General features: G+C 72.2%; 13 protein-coding genes. 3 read left to right on the forward strand and 10 right to left on the reverse strand.

What is annotated here, in order from left to right:
* Positions 1-30: 30 nt before the first annotated feature.
* Positions 31-1,494, reverse strand: a complete 1,464-nt coding sequence (locus ACFVT5_RS34380; protein WP_389896205.1) for a PLP-dependent aminotransferase family protein — start codon at positions 1,492-1,494, stop codon at positions 31-33.
* On the opposite strand from ACFVT5_RS34380, the gene ACFVT5_RS34385 reads away from it, so the two are divergent.
* A complete protein-coding gene (locus ACFVT5_RS34385) occupies positions 1,493-2,476 on the forward strand; it encodes a DMT family transporter (protein ID WP_389896208.1) in 984 nt (327 codons plus the stop codon). The two genes, ACFVT5_RS34380 and ACFVT5_RS34385, sit on opposite strands and share 2 nt — an antisense overlap.
* A 17-nt stretch (positions 2,477-2,493) precedes the next feature.
* Here ACFVT5_RS34385 and ACFVT5_RS34390 read toward each other — a convergent pair whose 3' ends face one another.
* Positions 2,494-2,688 carry a DUF1918 domain-containing protein gene (locus tag ACFVT5_RS34390; protein ID WP_389896210.1) on the reverse strand — a complete coding sequence of 65 codons (195 nt, stop codon included), beginning with the start codon at positions 2,686-2,688 and terminating at the stop codon, positions 2,494-2,496.
* An 80-nt stretch (positions 2,689-2,768) separates the two neighbouring features.
* On the reverse strand, positions 2,769-4,046 hold the full coding sequence (locus ACFVT5_RS34395) for a glycoside hydrolase family 10 protein (RefSeq protein ID WP_389896213.1): 1,278 nt from the start codon (positions 4,044-4,046) through the stop codon (positions 2,769-2,771).
* A gap of 174 nt (positions 4,047-4,220) precedes the next feature.
* On the opposite strand from ACFVT5_RS34395, the gene ACFVT5_RS34400 reads away from it, so the two are divergent.
* Positions 4,221-5,093, forward strand: coding sequence for a 3-hydroxybutyryl-CoA dehydrogenase (locus ACFVT5_RS34400; protein WP_389896216.1), 873 nt, complete (start codon positions 4,221-4,223; stop codon positions 5,091-5,093).
* Between the two features lie 257 nt (positions 5,094-5,350).
* A complete protein-coding gene (locus ACFVT5_RS34405; RefSeq protein ID WP_389896218.1) occupies positions 5,351-5,608 on the forward strand; it encodes a hypothetical protein in 258 nt (85 codons plus the stop codon).
* 172 nt (positions 5,609-5,780) lie between these two features.
* On the opposite strand, the gene ACFVT5_RS34410 is transcribed toward ACFVT5_RS34405, so the two are convergent.
* From ACFVT5_RS34410 to ACFVT5_RS34440, 7 genes are all read right to left on the reverse strand, one after another.
* On the reverse strand, positions 5,781-6,347 hold the full coding sequence (locus ACFVT5_RS34410) for an NUDIX hydrolase (RefSeq protein WP_389896220.1): 567 nt from the start codon (positions 6,345-6,347) through the stop codon (positions 5,781-5,783).
* Positions 6,348-6,398: 51 nt separating this feature from the next.
* Complete coding sequence (locus tag ACFVT5_RS34415) at positions 6,399-7,739, reverse strand: transcriptional regulator (protein ID WP_389896223.1); 1,341 nt, start codon at positions 7,737-7,739, stop codon at positions 6,399-6,401.
* 308 nt (positions 7,740-8,047) lie between these two features.
* Positions 8,048-9,217 carry a PP2C family protein-serine/threonine phosphatase gene (locus ACFVT5_RS34420; protein WP_389896226.1) on the reverse strand — a complete coding sequence of 390 codons (1,170 nt, stop codon included), beginning with the start codon at positions 9,215-9,217 and terminating at the stop codon, positions 8,048-8,050.
* A gap of 238 nt (positions 9,218-9,455) precedes the next feature.
* Positions 9,456-11,984, reverse strand: coding sequence for a phenylalanine--tRNA ligase subunit beta (pheT, locus tag ACFVT5_RS34425; protein ID WP_389896229.1), 2,529 nt, complete (start codon positions 11,982-11,984; stop codon positions 9,456-9,458).
* Positions 11,984-13,111, reverse strand: a complete 1,128-nt coding sequence (gene pheS / locus ACFVT5_RS34430; protein WP_389896232.1) for a phenylalanine--tRNA ligase subunit alpha — start codon at positions 13,109-13,111, stop codon at positions 11,984-11,986. Before pheS ends, pheT begins: the two co-directional genes overlap by 1 nt.
* 205 nt (positions 13,112-13,316) lie before the next feature.
* Positions 13,317-14,423 carry an ATP-binding protein gene (locus tag ACFVT5_RS34435; protein ID WP_389896235.1) on the reverse strand — a complete coding sequence of 369 codons (1,107 nt, stop codon included), beginning with the start codon at positions 14,421-14,423 and terminating at the stop codon, positions 13,317-13,319.
* A gap of 318 nt (positions 14,424-14,741) precedes the next feature.
* The gene (locus ACFVT5_RS34440; RefSeq protein ID WP_389896238.1) at positions 14,742-15,590 is read right to left on the reverse strand and encodes a TrmH family RNA methyltransferase; all 849 of its coding nucleotides are present in this window, start codon (positions 15,588-15,590) and stop codon (positions 14,742-14,744) included.
* Positions 15,591-15,602: the final 12 nt, after the last annotated feature.

Here is a 15,602-nt window from a genome sequence, read left to right on the forward strand (position 1 = left end):
TGGGGCCGGGGAAACGTCCAGGTCAAGGCTTCACGGATGGTAAGGGGCGGGCGCCTGAGCGCCCCGTACGTCGTCCCATGCCGCGCGCAGCCTCCGTACCCCTTCGGTGATCTCCGGGGGCCCCGCGACACCCGCGAAGCTCAACCGGAGGTGGGCGGCGGGTGGTTCGGCGCAGAAGTACGGGCGGCCGGGGGCGACGGCGACGCCTCGGCGCAGCGCGGCGGCGGCCAGGGCGGCCTCGTCGGTGCCGTCGGGCAGGCGCAGCCACAGGTGGTAGCCGCCGGACGGGATGTGCGGGACGGTGAGGTCGGGCAGCGCCATGCGCAGCGCGGCCGTGATCCGGTCGCGCCGGCCTTGCAACTCCTCGGAGACGGCGCGCAGATGGCGGGGCCAGGCGGGCGAGCCGACGAGTTCGAGCGCCGCCTCCTGAAGGGGCCGGGGGACGAAGAAGTGGTCGACAACCTGGATGGCGCGCAGCCGCTCCAGGACCGGGCCGCGGGCGGCGAGGGCGCTGACCCGGAAGCTCGGTGAGGTCGCCTTGGTGAGCGAGCAGACATGGACGACGACACCGTCGGGGTCGTCGGCGACCAGCGGGGGCGGTAGCGGCCCGGCGTCCCGGTGGACGAGCCGGCGTGCGAAGTCGTCCTCCACGACGAACGCCCCGGCGGCGCGGGCGATCCCCAGGACCTCGGCCCGGCGCTCCGGCGCGAGGACGGCGCCGGTCGGGTTCTGGAACAGCGGCTGGCAGACGAAGAGCCGTGCGCCGGTCGCCCGGAACGCGTCGGCGAGGAGCCGTGGCCGTACGCCGTCGGTGTCGACCGGGACCGGCACCGGACGCAGCCCGGCGGCGCGGGCGATGGCGAGCATGCCGGGGTAGGTGGGCGACTCGACCAGGACGGGGGCGCCGGGGGGTGCCAGGGCCCGCAGGGCGGTGGTGAGTCCGCACTGGCCGCCCGAGGTGATCAGGACCTCGGCGGCGGTGATCGCGCCGCCGATCCCCCGCGCGAACCATTCGCGCAGCTCGGGCAGTCCGTCGACGGGCGGGCGGCCCCAGGCGCCGGGCCGGCGTCCGGCGCGGGCCAGGGCGGCGGCCATCGCGCGCTCGGGTTGCAGCGACGGGTGCAGATAGCCGCCGTTGAACTCGACGACTCCGGCGGGCGGCGCGGCGAGCGTGACCAGCACCCCGGACGCGTCGACGGTGCGCGGTACCGGCTCGGTGGCCGCGTCCGCGCTGAGCGCGACCTCCTGCCAGGAGGTGTCGCCGCCCCGCGCCACCGGGGTACGGGGCCCCGCGCGGAAGGCACCGGCGCCCGGCCGTGTCACCACCAGACCCTCGGCGGCGAGCCGGGCGAGGGCGCGCGAGACGGTCACCGGGCTGACGCGGAACCGTTCGACCAGGGACCGGCTCGACGGCAGCTTCTCGTCCGGTGAGTAGCGGTCCAGCTCCTGTCGGAGCTGTTTCGCCAGTTCAGCCACACTGCTACGCTCTTGCATGACAGCACAGGATAGCGCTACTCCCGCCGGGCCGATAGCAGTTGACGGTGGCGGCGGTACGGCAGGAGCGGGAGCGGCACCCGTCGGCCCGCGGTCCTCCGGCACCGGAGCCCCCGACCGCGCGTCCCGGCGCGGCGGCACCGTTCTGGCGGCTCTCGGCGTCATCGCGTTCTCGCTCACCTTCCCCGCCACCGCCTGGGGCCTGGAGGGATTCGGTCCCTGGTCCCTGGTCACCGTGCGCAGCGTCCTCGCCGCACTGATCGCGGGCGGCTGTCTGCTCGCGCTGCGGGTGCCCGTACCGCCACGACGGCACTGGGCCGGGCTCGCCGTTGTCGCCGCCGGTACGGTGCTCGGCTTCCCGCAGCTCACGACGCTCGCCCTGGAGTCGTCCAGCACCGCGCACGCGGCGGTCGTCGTGGGACTGCTGCCGCTGACCACGGCGCTGTTCTCGGCACTGCGGATCGGCACCCGGCCGTCCCGTACCTTCTGGATCGCCGCGTTCGCGGGCGCCGCAGCCGTGATCGCGTTCACGGTCCAGCAGAGCGGCGGCGCGCTGACCGGCGCCGACGCCTATCTGTTCGGGGCGCTGCTGATCTGCGCCGCCGGATACACCGAGGGCGGCCGGCTCGCGCGGGAGATACCGGGCTGGCAGGTCATCGCCTGGGCCCTCGTGCTGTGTCTGCCGCTGACCCTGCCCGGTGCGCTGGTCGCGCTCTCGCTGGAGCCGGTCCACCTCACCGCGCACAGTGTCGCCGGACTGCTCTGGGTGGCGGCCGGGTCACAGTTCCTGGGTCTGCTCGTCTGGTATCGGGGCATGGCCGTGATCGGCATCCCCAAAGCGAGTCAACTCCAGCTCGCGCAGCCGCTGTTGACCCTGGTGTGGTCGGTGTTCCTGCTCGGCGAAGACCTCACGCCCGCCGCGCCGCTGACGGCGCTCGCGGTGCTGGTGTGCATCGCGGTCACCCAGCGGGCGCGCGGCTGACGCGGAGGGAAGGAGTCCTACTGAGCCGTGTCCCGGTGCTGGACGACACAGTCGGGACCCGGGGACATGACCGCTTCGTGCCCGTCCGGGAAGCGGACGCGGTACGGCGGATTGCCCTGGTTGCCCATGACCTCGACGATCTCGGCGACCTTGTCGTGCTGGCCCACGATCCTGCCGTGCACCAGCAGACGGTCACCCTTGATTGCATGCATCGGAGCGCCCTCCTCGTACCGTTCGAGGGGCCCTGGGGTGGCCCGCCCGTTGCCGGTGTTCCGTGGCCTGTCCGTAAGCGTCAGTCTACGACCGGTGGCCGGGCCCGGCGCCCGTAGTGGTCGGCGACCACGCGGGCCATCGCCCCGCTCGGATCGGTGAGCACTTCCTTGCCCGAGAAGTAGACATGTCCGCGCACCTCCGGGTGCCGGGCGGCGAGGGTGAGATGGCGGGACAGCTCGGCCGGGTCCTGCCAGGGCGCGGGCTGCGCCGGGTCGCCCGCCTTGTACAGCGCCTCCCCGACGTACAGGCCGACGCCGGTGCCGTCCGCGACCTTCGCCCACCACGGCAGCAGCTTCGCGTAGTCGACGGCGTCGAAGCCGATGTTCCAGTACAGCTGCGGGCAGATGTAGTCGATCCAGCCGTTACGGACCCAGCTTCGGGTGTCCGCGTACAGGTCGTCGTAGGTCTGGACGCCGGCGCGGGTGTCCGAGCCGAGCGGGTCGGTGGACGCGTTGCGCCAGATACCGAAGGGGCTGACGCCGAGCTGGACGCCAGGGCGGATCCGCCGGATCCGGGCCGCCGTCTCCGTCACCAGCCGGTCGATGTTGTCGCGCCGCCAGGCCGCCCGGTCCGGGAAGCCGGCGCCGTACGCGGCGAAGGCGGCGTCGTCGTCGAAGACCTGCCCGGTGACCGGATACGGGTAGAAGTAGTCGTCCCAGTGCACGGCGTCCACCGGATAGCGGTGTACGGCGTCGAGCATCGCGTCCTGGACGAAGCCGCGTACCTCGGGCAGCCCCGGGTTGTAGTACAGCTTGCCGCCGTACGGCACCACCCAGTCCGGATGCACCCGTGCGGGGTGGCTCGCGATCAGCCGTGCGGGATCGGTGTGGTTGGCCACCCGGTACGGGTTGAACCAGGCGTGCAGTTCCAGGCCCCGGTGGTGTGCCTCGGTGACGGCGGTGCCGAGCGGGTCCCAGCCCGGGTCACCGCCCTGGACCCCGGTGAGGTACTGCGACCAGGGCTCGTACGGCGAGGGCCACAGCGCGTCGGCGGTCGGTCTGACCTGGAAGATCACGGCGTTCAGCCGGCGCTCCACCGCGCCGTCGAGGAAGCGCAGGAGTTCCGCGCGCTGCTCGGCGGCCGGGAGCCCGGGGCGCGAGGGCCAGTCCCGGTTGGCGACGGTCGCGAGCCACATGCCGCGCAGCTCCCCGCCGCGCGGGACACCGCCCGCCGCCCCCGGACTGGCCCGTCGCCGCTCCGTGACGGCGGTTCTCACGGCCGCCGCGTCCCCGGCGGCCGTGAGTCCGGTCAGCGCCACCGCCGCCGCCGTGAAGCCCCTTCGGGTCAGCCACCCCATACATCACTCCTGCCGTCTCGCGTCGGTCTCACCCGGTCTCACGTCGGTCCCGTCGGACAGCATGCCCGACCCGGCGGGACGTCCACCCGGAGATCCGGAGTACGGTGCAGGCCGGGGCAGGCGCGGTCACCCTACGAGGGTCCTGCCTGCTAACACGTTCACGAAAGGGACGAAGTGACCGACACTCTCACCGACATCACACGCGTCGGAGTGGTGGGCTGCGGCCAGATGGGGGCAGGCATCGCGGAGGTCTGCGCGCGCGCCGGACTGGACGTCAAGGTCGCCGAGACCACCGGCGAAGCCCTGGAGATCGGCCGCACCCGGCTGCACAACTCCCTGTCCAAGGCCGCCGAGCGGGGCAAGATCAGCGAGGCCGAGCGGGACGCGACGCTGGCGCGGCTCAGCTTCACGACCGACCTGGGCGAGTTCGCCGACCGTGATCTGGTGATCGAGGCGGTCGTCGAGAACGAGCAGGTCAAGACCGAGATCTTCCAGGTGCTCGACCAGGTGGTGACCCGGCAGGACGCGATCCTCGCCTCCAACACCTCGTCCATCCCGCTGGTGAAGCTGGCCGTCGCGACCTCGCGGCCCGACCAGGTGATCGGCATCCACTTCTTCAATCCGGCCCCGGTACAGAAGCTGGTCGAGCTGATCCCGGCGCTCACCACGTCCGAGGGCACCATCAGCCGGGCGCAGGCGCTGGTCGAGAAGGTGCTCGGCAAGCACGCGATCCGCGCCCAGGACCGCTCGGGCTTCGTCGTGAACGCGCTGCTGATCCCGTATCTCCTCTCCGCCATCCGGATGTTCGAGTCGGGCATCGCGAGCCGCGAGGACATCGACAACGGCATGGAGCTGGGCTGCGCCCACCCGATGGGCCCGCTGAAGCTGGCCGATCTGATCGGTCTGGACACGGTCGCGTCGGTCGCGGACTCCATGTACGAGGAATTCAAGGAGCCGTTGTACGCCGCTCCCCCGCTGCTTCAGCGGATGGTCGACGCGGGCCGCCTGGGCCGGAAGTCCGGCTCGGGTTTCTATCCGTACGCCTGACCCGTCCGTACACCTGACCCATCCGGACGACTGACCCGGAGGCTGACGGGGCTTCGGCCTCCGGTTCCGGACACGCTCCGTAGTTCTCACCCCTTGGGGCCCGGCGCTCTCGCGAGTGCCGGGCCCGCGCCGTTCGCACGGGGTGTGGGCACCGGGCTCGCATATGCCCTCCGCACACGCTCCCGCCGTGCCCACCAGGCGTGTTGACTTCCGATGTGCGTGAAAGGGATGTGACGACCACCGAAAGGAGCGGACTCGTGACCACCGATCAGGACCATCCCCTGGCCGCGGAAGACGTGGCGGAATTACGTCGCCGTCTCGATGTGGGCCTCGCCCATATGGAGGGACGGCTGGCCTTGCTCACCCAGCGTGATGAACAGACCGCCAAGGACCAGGACGATCTGAGCGTACGGGTCGCCGCCCTGGAGCACACCCGATGGCCGCTGCCCGCGATCGCCGCACTCACCGCCTTCGGCGCCCTCGTCGTGACCGTATGGCAGGCCCTCGGCCGGTAGGGCCTGTCGTCACATTCCCGCCTGCCTCGCGACGCCTGGCACGCACGCTCGCGGCGTTACGGAAATGCCCTAGTAGCTCCGCTACGAGACCATTCCCGCGCCTTGCGATCGCACGCACCAGACGCCGCGAGGCCCGCCCTCCGGGCGAACGGCGGGAATGTGACGATAGGCCCTAGGTGTTCCGGCCCCCTGGTGACGGTGCGCTGTCCTGACCCAGGCGCAGATGGTGCAGGAGCAGCAGGGCCGCCGCCATGTTGGCAGCCGGGACCTCGCCCCGGGCGACCATGTCCGGGACGAGTTTGAGCGGGACCCACTCACGGCGGTCCGACTCGAAGTCGTCCACGGGATGGCCGACGTACGCCCCCTCGTCGGCCCAGTAGATGTGGTGCCGGGCATCGGTGAGCCCGTTCGACGGCTCGACGCTCATCAGATGCCGCAAGGGTCCCGGCCGCCAGCCGGTCTCCTCCTCCAGTTCGCGGGCCGCCGCGACGGCGATGTCCTCGCCGTCCTCGACGACGCCCGCGGCGAGTTCCCAGCCCCAGCTGTCGGTGATGAAGCGGTGCCGCCACAGCAGCAGGATCTCGTTGGCGTCATTGACGACCGTGGCGACGGCGACGGGCCGCAGGCGTATCAGGAAGTGGTCCAGATGCCGGCCGTCCGGCAGTTCGACGTCGGCCAGGTTCACGCTGAACCAGCGGTTCGCATACACAGGTTGTTCGCTTTGTTTCGTCCACTGCACGGTTCTGCCACCTTCCTGGAAGTAAGTGGCAATATCGCAGCAGGAACGTGATCACAGGGGTACGCGTAGCGCCCTGTCGATGAGTTCGGCGGCCTCGGCGGTGCCCGCGCAGCCGCCGCGCAGGAGTTGGGCGCGCACCTCGCGCAGCCGGTCGCGCAGCCGCTGGGACTCCATGCCCCGGGCCTGTTCGGTCATGTGGACGGCGGTGGCGGCGGCCTTGTCCGCGTGGCCCTGGCGCAGTTCGATCTGGCTGAGCATGGCGAGCCGGTGCACCCGGCCCCGGTCATGGGCGGGGGTGTCCACGGCCGCGGCGGCGTGCTCGGCGGCGGCCCGCAGATCGCCTAGGCTCAGCAGCGCCTCGGCCACCTGGACGTTGACCAGGCCGGGTTGGACATATCCGGTCTCGTCGGGTTCATGGCCCCGGCGGATCCGGTCGGCCGCCGACTCGGCGCGCCGGATGCAGGACAGGGCGCCGGCCCCGTCGCCGAGGTGCGCGTACGCCTTGGCCTGCATCGCGTACAGGTCGGACGCGAGAGCCGGTGTGATGTGCCGGCCCGCCGCGCGCAGGGCGGCCTCCGCGAAGGCGACGGCCTGCCGGTGCTCACGCATGAACAGCGACTGGTTGACGAGCAGCGCGATGACATAGGCGCCGAGGCCCCGGTCACCGCTCGCCTTGGCCAGGCGCAACGCCTGGTGGAAGTAGCGCTGGGCGAGCCCGTGCGCGTCGGAGTCGTACGCGCAGATCCCGGCGATGGCGACCAACCCGCCCGTGGCGCGGTGGAGTTGACGGCCGGTGGAGTCGGTGTAGCCGCCGCGCAGCAGGGGCGCGGTCTCGGCGTTGAGGAAACCGACGATGCGGGTGCGGGTCGCTATGCCGCCGGCCTTGCGGTACATCTGCTCGTAGTGGGCGCGGGCGGCGCGCAGCATCTCGATGTCGGCCATGCCGACGGGGTGGCGTCCGCCCCGGGACACATCGACGTCCTCGGGCGGGTTCTCCCACTCCCACACCGGCATCACGGCGGGCGTTCCGGTGACGGCGGGGGCGCCGAGGAGATGCGGGCGCTGCTGTTCGTCGGAGCGCCACAGCGCGGTGGCCCGCTCCACGAACCCGGACAGCGTCGAGCCGTGCACGGCGGCCGGCCGGCCGGGTACACCGAGGCCGATGTCGTCGAGCGTGACGGGCCGGTGCAGCCGGGCGGCGAGTACCTCGCAGATCAGGTCGGGCACCTGGCCCCGGGGCCGCTGGCCCTTCAACCACCGGGCGACGGCGGTGTGTTCGTACCGCAGGGCGAGTCCTCTGGCCCGGCCCGCCTGGTTGACGTGCGCGGCGAGTCCCGCGTGCGAGACACCGGCCTCGTCCAGTATGGCGTCGAGCAGGGTGTTGGGCTGCATGATGCCCTCCGGTGCCTCGGTGCGGACAGCGTAGTGGAGCTTCGCCGTGGAGCGGAGCGGACTTCACACAAGGACGTCACACGGGACTTCACACGGGACTTCACACGGGGTGTGAACCGAGTGCGCGTATCCGCAGCGTGCGCACGCTGTCGCGGTGGGTGTCGGGGGCGGTTGACTGAAGCACCTCGTCAGAGAGGCCGGCCGGGTCGCCGGCTCCCCCTCGTACAGTGCGGCGGCCCGCCCTCCGCGCCGTCCGCCCCCCGCCGCCTGCCCGACACACGCGGCCGGGCGGACGGCGCGCCCCGCCCTCAGGTGGCCCGCTGCGCGGGCTGCCGTATCGGTTCACCCTGCTGGACGACGAGGCGTCTGCGGTCGTTGGCCAGGACCAGGAGCGCCCCGTCGTCGGCGGGCAACCCGCCCGCGTGCCGCAGGAGTTGGGCGAACAATGCGTGGATCAGGGCCTGCGGGACGACGGGCCTGACCCGTACGGCCTCGGCGAGCGCGGTGTGCAGCGGGAAGAACCGGCCGCGCCGGTCCCGGGCGTCCTCGACACCGTCGGTGTGCAGCACGAGCGCCTCACCGGGGCGGAGCCGTCCGCAGCGCACCAGGGGCAGGTCGGCGGGGAGCGGGAACGGGCCGAGCGGTGGCAGGGGTTCGCCCCCGTCGAGCCGTTCCACGCGTCCGCGCGGGCCGCGCGGTCCGGGTGTGGACGACAGCAGATAGGGCCATGGATGGCCGCAGTTGAGGGCGACGACCTCGCCGTCCGGCCGGATCTCCAGGAGCAGCAGGGTGACGAACTCCTCGGCGAGCGGGCTGTCGGGCTCCGCGCCGCCGCCCGCGGGGTGTTCGGCGCGTGAGCGCTCCCGCAGGTGCCGGGCGAGCGCGCGTTCCAGGCGGCGCAGTACGCCGGCGAGTTCGGCCTCGTCGTGCACGGCCTCGCGGAAACTGCCGAGTACGGCGGCGACGGTGGACAGGGCGCCGAGCCCGTGCCCCCGGACGTCGCCCATCACGACACGTACGCCGTGCTCGGTGGTCAGGACCTCGTACAGATCGCCGCCGACTCCGGCGCCCGGGTCGGCGGAGAGCTGGCCGCCGGCGACGGCGAGCCCGTCGACGCGGGGTGGCAGGGGGCGCAGCAGGACGTTCTGGGCGGCGTGTGCGATCTTCCGCATCTGCCGTAGTTCTCTGAGCAGGGTGTGCCGGATGTGGACGACGAGGGCGGTGCCGACGGCGAAGAAGACGGCGCTGGTGACGATACGGGCGCCGAGTCCCGTCTCCTGGGCGAGTGGGCAGACCAGTTTGTAGGTGATCGCGACGGCGCCCCAGAGAGTCGGCAGCCCCAGCGAGATTCCTCGGCGCAGCCGCCGGGGGTCTCCCGGGAACGCCAGGAACCGGAGGGGTCCCGCGCGGACGCGGGCCCGGAAGGTGGCCCGGGTCCTCGTCCGTGTCCTCAAAGCCCCAGCCCTGATACGGATCATGCGGCCGGCCCCCCTCGTAGGCCCTGTACAGCGCGAAGGCCGAGCCTTACGGCCGGATCGATTGTGTCGACCACATGCCCCGATCGGGACAGATCGCCCGGACTTGTCACCCGAAGGAATGAACAGCCTTCACACGCGGCGATTCCGGTGCTTCGAGGGCTCCGCCGTCACATCCCCCTGGTCGAAACGTGAGCGCGCCCCGCACAAGCTGTGCGGGGCGCGCTCATGTGTGGTCGGGTCAGGCGCCGCGCAGTACCGCGCCGCAGCGGTCCGTCGCCGTCGTGATCGCCGTGTCACGGGCCGCTGTCGCTTCCTCGACCGTCAGGGTGCGGTCGGGGGCGCGGAAGCGGAGGGCGTAGGCCAGGGACTTCTTGCCGGCGCCGATCTGTTCGCCGGTGAAGACGTCGAACAGGCGGAGGGATTCCAGGAGTTCACCGGCGCCCTCGCGCAGCGCCTGCTCGACGTCGGCGGCGGGCACCGAGGAGTCCACGACCAGGGCGACGTCCTGGGTGGCGACCGGGAAGGTGGAGATCCGGGGCCCCTGCGGGACACCGGCGCTCGCCTCCTCGATCAGGTCCAGGTCGAGTTCCATGGCGCAGGTGCGGTCGGGCAGGCCCAGGGCCTTCACGACGCGCGGGTGGAGTTCGCCCGCGTGTCCGGCGATCCGCTCGGCGCCGTCCACGACGACGGCCAGTTCGGCGCACCGGCCGGGGTGCCACGGACCGTACTGCCCCTGGCGCACGACCAGTTCGGCGCCCGCCTCGACGGCGACGGTCCGCGCCGCCTCGACGGCGTCGGCCCAGTCGGCGGGACGGCCCTTGCCCCACCAGCCGGCCTGCTCACGGGCGCCCGCGAGGACGACGGCGACATGCCGGGGCTGGTCGGGGAGCGCGGCGGTGAGCGACGCGATCTCCTCGTCGGTGGGCCGGCGGTCCACGGGCAGCCGCCCCGCGATCCGCTGCTCCTCGCGCGGGTGGAAGACCAGGCCGGTCTCGAACAGCGCGAGGTCGTGGCTGCCGCGCCCGTCGTTGCGCCGCAGCGCGCCGAGCAGACCCGGCAGCAGCGTCGTACGGAGGGCGGGCTCCTCGTCCGAGAGCGGGTTGACGAGCGTGACGACCCGGCGGTTCGGGTCGTCGGACGCCAGGCCGAACTGGTCGAGGACCCGGGTACCGATGAAGGGGTAGTTCGGCGCCTCGACGTATCCGGCTCCGGCCAGCGCCCGGCCGACGCGGCGGTGCAGCCGCTGCCGGTCGGTGAGACCGCGGCCCGCGGGGGGCTTGGGCAGGGTCGAGGGCAGGTTCTCGTAGCCCTCCAGACGGATGACCTCTTCGGCGAGGTCGTTGGGGTCGGTCAGATCGGGCCGCCAGGACGGCGGGGTGACGACCAGCTCGTCCTGCCCGTACACGTCGCAGCCGACCTGCTGAAGTCGGCGTACGACGGTCTCCCGGCCGTACGCGACGCCCGCGACCTGGTCCGGGTGGTCGGCCGGGATGGTCAGCGTGCGCGGCGCGGCGGGTGCGGCGACCTCGGTGACGCCCGCGTCGGCGGTGCCGCCGGCGAGCAGGACGAGGAGATCGACGGTGCGCTGGGCGGCGGCCGACGCGGCGAGCGGGTCGACGCCGCGTTCGAAGCGCTTGGACGCCTCGGAGGCCAGCTTGTGGCGGCGGGCCGTGCGCGCGACGGAGATCGGGTCGAAGTGGGCCGCCTCGATGACGACCTCGGTGGTGCCGGTGGTCCGACCGGTCTCCGGGTCCGTGACCGGGTCGGCGATCTCGGTGTCGGCGCCGCCCATGACGCCGGCGAGGCCGATCGGGCCGCGGTCGTCCGTGATCAGCAGGTCCTCGGGGTCGAGGGTGCGCCGGGTGCCGTCGAGGGTGGTGAGCTGCTCGCCGGGCGTGGCGCGGCGCACCCCGATGGTGCCCTGGATCCGGGTCCGGTCGTAGGCGTGCAGGGGCTGGCCGAGTTCCAGCATCACGTAGTTGGTGATGTCGACGGCGAGCGACAGGGGCCGCATCCCGGCCTTCTGGAGGCGCCGCTGGAGCCAGATCGGGGAGCGGGCCTCGGGGTCGAGTCCGGTGACGGTCCGCGCGGTGAAGCGGTCGCAGCCGTGCGGGTCGGCGACCTCGACCGGGTAGCCGTAGGCGTTCGGGCCCGGCACGTCGAGGAGCGCCGGGTCGCGCAGCGGCAGGCCGTACGCGGTGGCGATCTCCCGGGCGACTCCGCGCAGTGACAGGCAGTAGCCGCGGTCAGGGGTGACGGCGATGTCGAGGACCTCGTCGACCAGTTCGAGCCGCTCGACCGCGTCGGCGCCGACCTCGTACTCGGGCGGCAGCACGATGATGCCCTTGGTGCCGTCGTCGCCCATGCCCAGCTCGTCGCTGGAGCAGATCATGCCGCGCGAGACATGGCCGTACGTCGTGCGCTCGGCGATCGCGAAGCCGCCGGGCAGCTCCGCGCCGGGCAGCACGACGACGACCTTGTCGCCGACGGCGAAGTTCCGGGCGCCGCAGACGATCTCCTGCGGCTCACCCGAACCATTGGCCTGGCCCACGTCGACCGTGCAGAAGCGGATCGGCTTCTTGAAGCCCTCCAGCTCCTCGATGGTCAGCACCCGGCCGACGACCAGGGGGCCCTTGAGGTCGGCGCCGAGCTGCTCGACGGTCTCGACCTCAAGCCCTGCGGACACGAGCTTGGCCTGCACATCGCGGCCGGTCTCGGTGGCGGGGAGGTCGACATACTCCCGCAGCCAGGAAAGCGGGACCCGCATCAGATCTCCATCCCGAACGGCCGGGTGAACCGGATGTCACCCTCGACCATGTCTCGCATGTCTTCGACGTTGTGGCGGAACATCAGCATCCGTTCGATGCCGAACCCGAAGGCGAATCCGCTGTACTTCTCGGGGTCGACCCCGCAGGCGACGAGCACGCGCGGGTTGACCATGCCGCAGCCGCCGAGTTCGATCCAGCCCTCGCTGGAGCAGGTGCGGCAGGGCCGGTCGGGGTGGCCGACGGAGGCGCCCTTGCACACGTAACAGAGCATGTCCATCTCGGCGGACGGCTCGGTGAAGGGGAAGTAGTTCGGGCGCAGCCGGGTCTTCATGTCCGATCCGAAGAGCGACTGGACCATGTGGTCCAGGGTGCCCTTGAGGTCGGCCATGGTCAGGCCCTCGTCGACGGCGAGCAGCTCGATCTGGTGGAAGACCGGGGTGTGCGTGGCGTCCAGCTCGTCGGTGCGGTAGACGCGGCCGGGGCAGACGATGTAGACGGGCGCCTCGCGGTCGAGGAGCGCGCGGGCCTGCACGGGTGAGGTGTGGGTGCGCAGCACCACACCGGACTCGTCGCCGTGGGTGTCCGCCGGGCCCTGGACGAAGAAGGTGTCCTGCATCTGCCGGGCGGGGTGGTCGGGCGTGAAGTTGAGGGCGTCGAAGTTGAACCACTCGGCCTCGACCTCGGGGCCTTCGGCGATCTCGTAGCCCATGGCGACGAAGACGTCGGCGACGCGGTCCATGAACGAGGTCAGCGGGTGCCGGGCGCCGGCCGGGACGCGGTCGTAGGGCAGCGTGACGTCGACGGCCTCCTCGACGAGGACGCGGGCGTCCCGCTCCGCCTCCAGCTCGACCTGGCGGGCGGCGAGCGCCTTGTTCACGGCGCCGCGGGCCTGTCCGACGCGCTTGCCCGCCTCGGCCTTGGCCTGCGGGGGCAGTGCGCCGATCTCGCGATTGGCGAGGGCCAGCGGGGAGGTGCCGCCGGTGTGGGCGACCTTGGCCTCCTGGAGCTGTTCGAGGTCACCGGCGGCGGCGAAGGCGGCGAGCGCCTCGTCCCGCATGCGCTCGATCTCTTCCGGTTTCAGTGCCTCGACCTCAACAGGGTCGTACGACTTGTTCGGTGCCGACATCTCTTCCCGTGCTTCCGATTGGCTGGCGGATGGTCCCCGTCCCGGCTCATGGGCGCGCCGTCCCGAACTGGAGACGCTTCGTCTCGGATCTGGGGACGCCAAGGTGCCAAAGGCCGAGTCTAACGGGGGTGAGAGGCCCCCACGGAACGGGCGGGGTGGGCCCGGTGTGCGGGCTCTCTCGTGGACGACGAAGCCCGTGGGCGGCTCAGCTCAGATAGGCCGGAGCGCTCACGGGCAGCGTAAATCGGAACTGGGCACCTCCGGCGGGCCCTCGGCCGACCGTGATGGTGCCGCCGTGGGCCTCCACGATGCCCTTGACGATGTACAGGCCGAGCCCGGTGCCGCCGCGCTTGCTGCCCCGCCAGAAGCGGGTGAAGACACGGTTCATGGATTCCTCCGGGATGCCTGGGCCCTCGTCGCTGACCGTGACCGCGGTATCGGCGCTGCCGGGTTCGCGCGGGCTCGGTGCGGGCTCCACATCGATACTGACGGTTCCCTCGCCGTGGCGCACCGCGTTTTCCAGCAGGTTGCTCAGTACCTGGTCGACCTTGTCGGGGTCGGCCCACAGGTCGGGAAGGGGTTGCTGGAGCCGGACGAGGAAGCGGTCGGCGGGCTGTCCGGCGGCGACGTGGGCCTGGATGTGACGGCCGACGGCGGTCCCGATGTCGACGGGCTGGCGGCGCAGCTCCAGGCGCCCGGAGTCGATGCGGGAGATGTCGAGGAGTTCGGCGATGAGCCGGGTGACGCGGTTGGCGTCGGCGTCGACGGTCTCCAGCATGAGCCGCTTCTGGGCGTCGGTGAACCGTTCCCATTTGGCGAGCAGCGTCGCGGTGAAGCCCTTGACGGAGGTCAGCGGGGAGCGCAGTTCGTGGGCGACGGTGGCGATGAGTTCGGCGTGGCTGCGTTCGGTACGGCGGCGGGCCTCGGTGTCCCGCAGGCAGACGACGACCTTGTGGACGGGTCCGTTGGGCGCGGCGCGGAGGTAGCGGGCGGAGACGAGGACTTCCCGGCCGCCGGGCAGCAGGAGGTTACGTTCGGGCTGTCCGACGCGGATGGCGAGGCCGCCGTAGGGGTCGGTGAGCTGCCACCAGCGGCGGCCTTCGAGGTCCTCCAGCGGGAGGGCGCGTTCCAGGAGGGTGCCGAGCGCGGTGGCGGCGGGGACGGCGGTGATCCGGGCCGCGGCGGCGTTGAAGGTGACGACACGGCCGCTCTCGTCGGCGACGACCAGTCCGTCGGGGAGGTCGTCCGGCGCGATGCCGAGTGCCGTGGAGGCAGCGTGGGCCTGCGTGGCGCCACTGGTGCCGACTGACATGTTCCCGTACCCCACCTCTCGAACCGGTGCAGTGGGCCCCCGAGTTGGTCACCCTACTAGGGTCTGTCCGGCGGATCAGGTCGGAGGAATGTAACAGCATCCTGGTAGTGCCGGGGAGCGGGGTCTGGTGCGTGCAGGTGCAAGGCGGAGGAGGGCGTCGACGCGGAGCGTCGGCAACCGACGACAACGCCGCAGATGTGCGTGCCAGACCCCGCGTCTCCGACATGATCCGCCGGACAGGCCCTGGTCACCGGTCGTCTCCTACCAGTCACGTAGCCGGGTGCGGTACGGGCCCTGAAGTGGGGTCCGGTGGTGTGCTCAGGCCCGGCAGCCGTCGCCCGTGCGCTGGGCGCGTGCGGAGGCGTAGAGACATACGGCGGCGGCGGTCGCGAGGTTCAGGCTCTCGGCGCGGCCGTGGATGGGGACGCGGACGACGGCGTCGGCGAGGGCGCGGGTCTCCTCGGGCAGTCCCCATGCCTCGTTGCCGAAGATCCAGGCGGTGGGGCCGCCCATGGTGCCGCGGTCGAGTTCGGTGTCGAGGTCGTCCTCGCCGGCGCCGTCGGCGGCGAGGATCCGTACGCCGGCGTCCTTCAGCCGCTGGACGGCGGTCTCGACGGGGACGCCTACGGCGACGGGCAGATGGAACAGCGAGCCGACGGAGGCGCGGACGGCCTTGGGGTTGTAGACGTCGACGGAGGCGTCGGTGAGGACGACGGCGTCGGCACCCGCCGCGTCGGCGCAGCGCAGTACGGTGCCGGCGTTGCCGGGGTCGCGGACATGGGCGAGTACGGCGACGAGCCGGGGCCGGGCGGCGACGATCTCGGGGAACGGGGTGTCGAGGAAGCGGCAGACCCCGACGAGTCCCTGCGGGGTGACGGTGGTGGAGATGTCGGCGATCACGTGTTCGTCGGCGAGGTGCACCCGGGCGCCCGCCGAGCGGGCCGCGGTGACGATGTCGGCGTACCGTTCGGCGGCCTCGACGGTCGTGAACAGTTCGACGAGCGTCGCGCCGGCGGCCGAGGTGTGCCCGGCGGCCTCCCGTATGGACTGCGGCCCTTCGGCGAGGAACAGCCGCTCCTTACCGCGGAAGTTCCGCCGGGCCAGCCGCCGGGCGGCGGCCACCCGGGCGGAGCCGGGGGAGATCAGTTCGGGGGTGGCGCGGGGCATCGGAAGTCACCT

The sequence above is a fragment of the Streptomyces sp. NPDC058001 genome (assembly GCF_042886315.1).
GTDB lineage: Bacteria > Actinomycetota > Actinomycetes > Streptomycetales > Streptomycetaceae > Streptomyces.

What these genes read in the sequence shown, in the direction of transcription:
- ACFVT5_RS34385 (WP_389896208.1), top strand. Translation starts at nt 1,493, where the DNA reads ATGACAGCACAGGATAGCGCTACTCCCGCCGGGCCGATAGCAGTTGAC.
- ACFVT5_RS34380 (WP_389896205.1), bottom strand. Translation starts at nt 1,494, where the DNA reads ATGCAAGAGCGTAGCAGTGTGGCTGAACTGGCGAAACAGCTCCGACAG.
- ACFVT5_RS34390 (WP_389896210.1), bottom strand. Translation starts at nt 2,688, where the DNA reads ATGCATGCAATCAAGGGTGACCGTCTGCTGGTGCACGGCAGGATCGTG.
- ACFVT5_RS34395 (WP_389896213.1), bottom strand. Translation starts at nt 4,046, where the DNA reads ATGGGGTGGCTGACCCGAAGGGGCTTCACGGCGGCGGCGGTGGCGCTG.
- ACFVT5_RS34415 (WP_389896223.1), bottom strand. Translation starts at nt 7,739, where the DNA reads ATGCAGCCCAACACCCTGCTCGACGCCATACTGGACGAGGCCGGTGTC.
- ACFVT5_RS34420 (WP_389896226.1), bottom strand. Translation starts at nt 9,217, where the DNA reads ATGATCCGTATCAGGGCTGGGGCTTTGAGGACACGGACGAGGACCCGG.
- pheT (WP_389896229.1), bottom strand. Translation starts at nt 11,984, where the DNA reads ATGCGGGTCCCGCTTTCCTGGCTGCGGGAGTATGTCGACCTCCCCGCC.
- pheS (WP_389896232.1), bottom strand. Translation starts at nt 13,111, where the DNA reads ATGTCGGCACCGAACAAGTCGTACGACCCTGTTGAGGTCGAGGCACTG.
- ACFVT5_RS34435 (WP_389896235.1), bottom strand. Translation starts at nt 14,423, where the DNA reads ATGTCAGTCGGCACCAGTGGCGCCACGCAGGCCCACGCTGCCTCCACG.
- ACFVT5_RS34440 (WP_389896238.1), bottom strand. Translation starts at nt 15,590, where the DNA reads ATGCCCCGCGCCACCCCCGAACTGATCTCCCCCGGCTCCGCCCGGGTG.